Source organism: Calothrix sp. UHCC 0171 (assembly GCF_034931845.1).
Classification (GTDB): Bacteria; Cyanobacteriota; Cyanobacteriia; order Cyanobacteriales; family Nostocaceae; genus Brunnivagina.
The window spans coordinates 22,845-29,248 of the sequence record NZ_JAYGHN010000050.1; the positions used below are offsets into that span (position 1 = coordinate 22,845).

General features: G+C 40.5%; 8 protein-coding genes. 3 read left to right on the forward strand and 5 right to left on the reverse strand.

The features are described 5' to 3' along the window. Positions 1–47 precede the first annotated feature (47 nt). The 3 genes from VB733_RS24370 to VB733_RS24380 all read right to left on the reverse strand — a co-directional run bounded on the left by VB733_RS24370 (position 48) and on the right by VB733_RS24380 (position 3,816). Positions 48–632 (reverse strand): SRPBCC family protein, encoded by a 585-nt coding sequence (locus VB733_RS24370; RefSeq protein ID WP_323342640.1) that lies wholly within the window; start codon positions 630–632, stop codon positions 48–50. A gap of 7 nt (positions 633–639) precedes the next feature. Further along, complete coding sequence (locus VB733_RS24375) at positions 640–2,688, reverse strand: GAF domain-containing protein (RefSeq protein ID WP_323342641.1); 2,049 nt, start codon at positions 2,686–2,688, stop codon at positions 640–642. A 792-nt stretch (positions 2,689–3,480) separates the two neighbouring features. After that, positions 3,481–3,816: a hypothetical protein gene (locus VB733_RS24380; protein ID WP_323342642.1), complete on the reverse strand. Its 336-nt coding sequence runs from the start codon at positions 3,814–3,816 to the stop codon at positions 3,481–3,483. Between the two features lie 175 nt (positions 3,817–3,991). Between VB733_RS24380 and VB733_RS24385 the strand changes: the two genes are divergently transcribed. The 3 genes from VB733_RS24385 (at position 3,992) to VB733_RS24395 (ending at position 5,231) form a co-directional block, all read left to right on the forward strand. Then, on the forward strand, positions 3,992–4,204 hold the full coding sequence (locus VB733_RS24385) for a hypothetical protein (RefSeq protein WP_323342643.1): 213 nt from the start codon (positions 3,992–3,994) through the stop codon (positions 4,202–4,204). Between the two features lie 99 nt (positions 4,205–4,303). Beyond that, positions 4,304–4,828: an HNH endonuclease gene (locus VB733_RS24390; protein WP_096615066.1), complete on the forward strand. Its 525-nt coding sequence runs from the start codon at positions 4,304–4,306 to the stop codon at positions 4,826–4,828. Positions 4,829–4,844: 16 nt separating this feature from the next. Next, positions 4,845–5,231, forward strand: a complete 387-nt coding sequence (locus tag VB733_RS24395; RefSeq protein WP_323342644.1) for an alr0857 family protein — start codon at positions 4,845–4,847, stop codon at positions 5,229–5,231. A 48-nt stretch (positions 5,232–5,279) separates the two neighbouring features. Here the strand turns inward: VB733_RS24395 and VB733_RS24400 are convergent, their stop codons facing one another. Both VB733_RS24400 and VB733_RS24405 read right to left on the reverse strand, forming a co-directional pair. Further along, a complete protein-coding gene (locus tag VB733_RS24400) occupies positions 5,280–5,606 on the reverse strand; it encodes a type II toxin-antitoxin system RelE/ParE family toxin (protein WP_323342645.1) in 327 nt (108 codons plus the stop codon). Beyond that, on the reverse strand, positions 5,590–5,880 hold the full coding sequence (locus VB733_RS24405) for a type II toxin-antitoxin system Phd/YefM family antitoxin (RefSeq protein WP_323342646.1): 291 nt from the start codon (positions 5,878–5,880) through the stop codon (positions 5,590–5,592). The genes VB733_RS24400 and VB733_RS24405 overlap by 17 nt, the downstream gene beginning before the upstream one ends. Positions 5,881–6,404: the final 524 nt, after the last annotated feature.

The window sequence follows — 6,404 nt, forward strand, 5'->3', positions numbered from 1 at the left end:
CCAAACCTGACATTTTCCCGACCTCCGATCGCAGTAACCTCGATTGCTTAATGTAGTGTTTCCACTCGTTGTTGAATTGCGAACATATTTACCCGCAAATCACTACTTAAGCGGCGTTCAATAACTCCTATAGGCATTATGCGTTTAGGATGTACAAAAATGCTGTAGCAAAGACTAGTTCCTGACTGATTATCTACAGAACATGGCTGTAATTGCCAACTGCCAGAAAACTCCTTCAAATCACCTTCAACCATCTGAAAAGTAATTTCTTGGGGAAATTTTTCTTCCAAGTCCAAAACAACGCGGGCACAAAAGTTAAAGTTGAGTAAACGCTGCGAACCAATTTGTTCAAGACGAATGCCACCTGTCGGATGTTCTAAAAGACTGCTTTTGGCGAGGTTGGGAATAAAATCAGCCAAAGCTTCGTAGTCAGTTAGCACTTTCCAAACGATTTCAGGCGATCGCAATATCTTAATTCTTGCAGTAATTCGCCGTTGACGTTCTGCTATTTTGGCGATTTCGACTTCTACAGCTTCCAGTTCTGGTGCATCGGATGCAAAATCAGAATCTGTGTTGGTATCATGAGGAGCAGAAATAGGAAACTCTGCTGCTGGGTTAGATTGTTCAGTCACGGTAAGATTATGATTTAATTTCGTCAGAGAATTGGGGCAGATTCAGGGTAAAACAAATCTTGCTGAAATCAGAATCTTCGATTTGATTGCTCGCAAGTGTAATTTCCCCATTTAAGTGCTGCACTAGAGACTTGACAAGTGCTAGTCCCAAGCCAGTACCGGGAGTCCATCGTCCTTTTCCGCGACGGAATTTGTCAAAGATGTAAGTTACTTCTTCTTCAGAAATACCACGCCCGATGTTGATTACTTCAATCATAACTCGATCAGTTTGTTCGACAACTTGCTGGCTAGCACGCAAGTAAACTGTCGTATCCGCTTGGGAATATTTAGCCGCATTGGCAAGTAATTCTTGTAAAATCCGGTCAAAGCTTTCGATTTCTGTTTCGATTTTCAGGGATTCTGGCGGTAATTCGAGAACTGTATTTATACCTTTTTCTAAGAGTTTGCTTTCAAAGCTACTTGCTAAATCTTTGATGCGAGTATTTAAGTCTATACTCTCTAATTGCGGACGCTCTTGATGCGTCTCTAGTTTTTGCAGCGTTAAGAGGTCATTAATTAAATTAATTTCCTTAGAACACTCTTGTTCGAGAATATCAAAATATCGAGCTTGGCGATCGGGTTGAATACTGGGCTGACGCAAGTTACGTATAGCCATCCGCATGTTGGTAAGTGGGTAGCGGAGTCGATCACTCATATTACTCAAAAATTCATCTTTGAGTTCATTGAGTTCGCGTAGCTGTTCTACATACTGTCGCGTTTTTTCATATAACTTTGCTTGTACTTCCAAACTACGTTGGAGTTGGGCTGTACGTTCATCTACTAGCATTTGCACCTGTCGCAGTGTTTGTGACTGAATCACAGAATTGCTAACTTGGGCGCAAACCATTTCCACTATATTAGTTTCTGCTGCCTGCCAGGTACGAGCTTCACTTTGTTGAAGAACTAAAAACCCTAAAATTCTACCTTGGTTCTCCAAAGGCATTAACAGCATTGCTGGTAGTTTTTCTAGGGCAAATATTGGTGTAGCGCTAGCGACATCGCTAGTATTGATCATATCGCTGACGACAATTGGCTTGCCAGAATCCATAAAAATACGCTGACATAGTCCACAATCGGCAATCAAAAAAGACTGTTGTTCTAAAGCATCGGGGATGTTGCTACGGTAAGCATCTGGACTTTTTGTCCATTCACAAATTACAGTCGCCTTAGCCTTAGGAACTTGTTTTTTAGGTCTAATTCTAAATAAGGGGTCTGTATATTTTAATAGTATTAGTAAACCGCGATCGACTTGTAGGGCTTCAGCAGTCGAAGTCAGAACCAACTGGAGCATTTGATTTAACTCCAAGTTACTGCGGCTCAAAATTGATAACTGCTTAATTAAACTTTGGTGTTGGGAACAAGTTTGGACAAATTGCTGCTGTGAAGCAATCATTTGTGCTTGTCCTACTTGGGAAAATGCGATCGCACATGAAGTTTCTAGATATTTAAGTAATTGCTTCTCTTCTTCACTCCAATCATAGGGCTGCGATTTAATTAAGCAGACAACACCATTAATCTTACCAGCAAATCTTGTCGAAATCCCCAAAACCGACTTGATGGGGATGTGTAACTGTTGACATCCTATTATGAGGCTATGTTCAATTAATTGTGGAAATTCGATTGTTAAAGTCTCGGAAGCACACTGCACTACAGGCAAATCTACTGGCTCCATCGAGAAAATTCCATCCGGGTGCGATAAATCCAAATACTCTGGCTTACACCAATTAGCAGTAATCGCTTCGGAGGTAGCATCTTCTGTTACAGATACTAGACAGCAGCAGTCAATCTCAAATGCGGCTCCTAACAATTGGGCAATCTCTTGCAACATCCCCGCTTGAGGCGATGTATTGGCAACAATGTTGTTGATTTTTTGTGCCAGCTGGTGGGCTGGTTCCTCCTGGTGCTGCATCAGCTTTCCATGCGGGTATTTACGTACTCGGTCTACTTCATCTAAATTTTGTAGCGGCGATGAGAAACGCTGCTTCATTCCTGACACGCTATTAAATATTTTCCCCATTTTAGTTGTACCCACCCTCTTAGCATACCTTCCACCCCTAAATTCATAGCCACACCCCAATGATCCTTTGAACTTGTATCAAAACTTTCTCCCACCTGTTATAGCCCCTTTCCTCCAAGATGACAAAATTTCTCTGTATATTCAACAAATATGCCAGCATACAAAGAGGTATATTGCTACAGTAGAGTACGGGAAATGGAGAAACTGTATAGTTAAGCTCTGTATTAATTTATTGACCCTGACCTAGAATATCCCGTCTCTAACAACACACAAACCGTAATTGTGCTAGAGTTCATAAAAAAAATTATTAAACTTGTCCGCGTTACCACTTACGTCTATTTCTCAGAATCAACACTTTATTGATTTCAGCGTGACTTGATGAATTGCACTAGTAGTAAGGCTTGAGTTTTGGGGTAGAGATAAAACCGTGTTTACCACAGGGTTAAGAAATAACGTGTATGCTAAATACCAACTTAAAAACAGGGATGTTTACGGTGCTGTATGACTCCTTTTCGTTACATGGCATTTACTTGATATTCTCATACATACAAATTGTCAAGGGATATTACACCCCTAATAAATCACTTGACAAGTTCACCTAAGTACAGGGTTATATACATGGGGTTATATACATTAAGTTAAATCTGCTCAAAAAAGTTATTTAGTTCAATAATATTAATACGAATTAATACAAAAACCCTGATTGTTTGTATACATTTGTCATACGTGATTTCAGCGTAGTCCCCCCGACTCTCTGAAAAAAGCCAAGCAAGACTACGCTTGGTTTTATATCTAATCGGCTAAACTCTCGACACTCAAAGGAACCATATCGCCATTTCTTGTTAATCCTAATAACATTGGTTGCTGCGCTGGAATGATTTGTCCCGTGAGTACGCAACGTTCTTCTTGCTGTGCGGTGGCGGCGATACTGGCTCTGATATCAGCACGGGAAAATCGAGGTTTCCACTCGCCAGATTTTTGCTGTACGAAATTCCAGAGGATATCCCGAATCAAAGCTTGATATCCTTGACTTCCCGATAGTTCTTTGAGTTTGTCTTTGAGTTCTCGCTCTAAACGAATGCTGGTGACTTCCATATCGGTAGTTGAAGTGCGAGCGATTGTATGCATGATTTTCTCCTTAATAAGTATGGACAGGATAGTAATACAAGTGTAGTATGTTTAAAGGAATGATCAATAGGTGAAATTTTCTGTGATAACCGTTTACCCAAACTCCACTTCTACATCCGCCCGCAGTCCCCGATCTCATTGGGAATCCGGCGTTGTGGGAGTGGAGTATTTATTTATGGGTAATTTAATTGCTGATGCTCCTCATGCTCCAGTACAAATTGGGCAAGAGCAAATTGGGCAAGAGCAAATTGGGCAAGAGCAAAATGACGGTAATCGAGATTATGGATATACCCGGATTTCACATAACCGAATTAGCGTGCTGAATCTAGCGTTGAAACCAAGTATTAGAAGCGGATGGTACAGGAATAAGAGTGCTGTACCGATATAGGGATAAAAAAGACCGTAAAGTCAACTTTTAACCCCCGCTTCACCCAAAACAGGAGAAGTGGGGGTTTTTAGTAGGGATTTTTAAAAGAGGAGTAAAGCTGTGACGAACCCTTTTAGGCAAGTGTTAGAGCAATCCGTAGTAGTTTTTTCACAAAACTATTTACCTGTATGTCGCGTCAATATTAAGCGAGCAATTGTGTTGTTAGTAACCGAAAAAGCCGAGCCTCTAGATTTTACAGACTCAAGTGGTTGGCAGATTCGTTCTCCTAGTATTGTGCTGCAAGTACCAAAACATATTCGCTTAAAAATTGCCTCCTCAGAACGTACCTGGAAAATTCCCCCAGTTAATCGTCGGGAAGTATTACGACGCGATCGCCATGCTTGCCAATACTGCGGTAGCAGCAAACACCTGACCTTAGACCACGTAATTCCTCGGTCGCGGGGTGGTCAACATAAATGGGATAACGTAGTGACTGCATGTGAACGGTGTAACTCCAAAAAAGGAGATAAGATGCCCCATGAAGCAGGAATGCACCCCCGTACTAAACCCAAAGCACCAATGCATCCAACAATTGCTTTTGCAGAACAGTTTTGGATGGATAAGCAAGCAACAAGCCTGGAGTAACAGGAGCGCATGAAGAATGCTGAAATTAACGTATACGGACACTGACTTTTACCTTGAATATTTAACTCAGTCCCTGGAAGACTGGGTACAAGCGCGTGTAATTTTGGCACTGCGCGTTGGTCAAAGTCTCTGCGTCGAACCCAGCACTGCCTCGTTTTTGCTGCCTGTAGATTTACCAGGAATCGAGATGCTAAAAAGGTTGGCAATATGCAGCGATCGCGAAATAATTACTGTTTGTGTTTGCGATTCTGAGTATATAGAAGTGACTTTGTATGGTTCTTGGATTTCTAGTGGTTGCGAAGATGCAAATGGGGTATTTGTGACAAGAATGAGCGATCGGACTGAATTTTTCCTGCATAAACTTTGGCAGGAAGCGCAAGTTTGTCAGGAAGTGAGTAGATAAGTTAGGTGCGTTATGGATTTATTCCTAACGCACTATTTTAAAGCAACCTTACTCATATTCTTCTTCAATACCTGTCAATGGTGCTTGCGAACTGTGACGGACATGAAGTACAAAAACAGTCTCTTTCCGAACTTCAAACAAAATTCGATACTTATTTCTTGACTTACCGTAAATAAGCTGACGAATTTCCTCTGTAAATGCATCGTTTTCAACAGCTAGACTACATCGCAAAGGCTTGTCCTGCAAAGTTGCAATTGTATCCATTAATCCTCGAAACCACTTATCAGCAAATTCCGGATTTTGCTCTCTCAACCAAGAATAAGCTGCATCGATTTCAGTTTTCGCTATCTGAGTCAATCTAACTTGAAATGCCATATTTCTGCTGCATTTCCCGCTCAAATTCACTCAAAGAATTAGTTCTACCAGCTTCTACATCTTCCAATCCTTTCTTAATTCCGGCGATCGCTTCTAATTTTTCCAAGGCATCGAGTAATTTTTGGTAAGATTCGGCATCCTGAACGACGAGTTCGGCTTTTCCGTTGACTGTTAGCACAACAGGCTCCCCTGTCTGCTTCATTTGTTCGATAAATTCCAAAGTATTGCGCTTGAAGCTGGAAAGGGAATGGATATCTCGACTGATGTTTAGCATAATCGATCATGCATCAAATTAGCATCAAATTTAATGCTAGCAGGTTTGTTGGTTTTTAGCGAATGAGTGATTATTGGTGGATAAATGCGGTTTTCCAGAGGAGTTGCTGCGCGATCGTTGAAAAAAATTATAATTCCGCCTGATACCAAGTAATTAATATTGAATTATTTGTATAATCATTTCAAGTTGCGATTCCGTATAATTTCTTACGGTCGCAAAATAAATACCAAACCACTTTTTACTCAAAACTTTTACGTAATCACACAAAAGTCCAGTAAGAGATTTGAACATCACACTGTGCTTATTTGATGGCGACAATACCAGTGGAAACTATTTAACCTCAGTATTATCTTATGTTTTTTAACCATAATCTCAAAAAGAAATACTTAATCACTTCTTTACTATTATCTATTCTTATTTCAACTGTCGGTACGACTAAAGTTATCTCACAATCTATTGAAGATGCTAGTTCTAATAAAGTTATTATAGGTATTCGCTCAACTGCTTTACCCATTGAAAACTTT

Coding starts and splice junctions, on each gene's coding strand:
- VB733_RS24375 (WP_323342641.1), bottom strand. CDS start 2,688: ATGGGGAAAATATTTAATAGCGTGTCAGGAATGAAGCAGCGTTTCTCA.
- VB733_RS24380 (WP_323342642.1), bottom strand. CDS start 3,816: ATGCATACAATCGCTCGCACTTCAACTACCGATATGGAAGTCACCAGC.
- VB733_RS24385 (WP_323342643.1), top strand. CDS start 3,992: ATGGGTAATTTAATTGCTGATGCTCCTCATGCTCCAGTACAAATTGGG.
- VB733_RS24395 (WP_323342644.1), top strand. CDS start 4,845: ATGCTGAAATTAACGTATACGGACACTGACTTTTACCTTGAATATTTA.
- VB733_RS24400 (WP_323342645.1), bottom strand. CDS start 5,606: ATGGCATTTCAAGTTAGATTGACTCAGATAGCGAAAACTGAAATCGAT.
- VB733_RS24405 (WP_323342646.1), bottom strand. CDS start 5,880: ATGCTAAACATCAGTCGAGATATCCATTCCCTTTCCAGCTTCAAGCGC.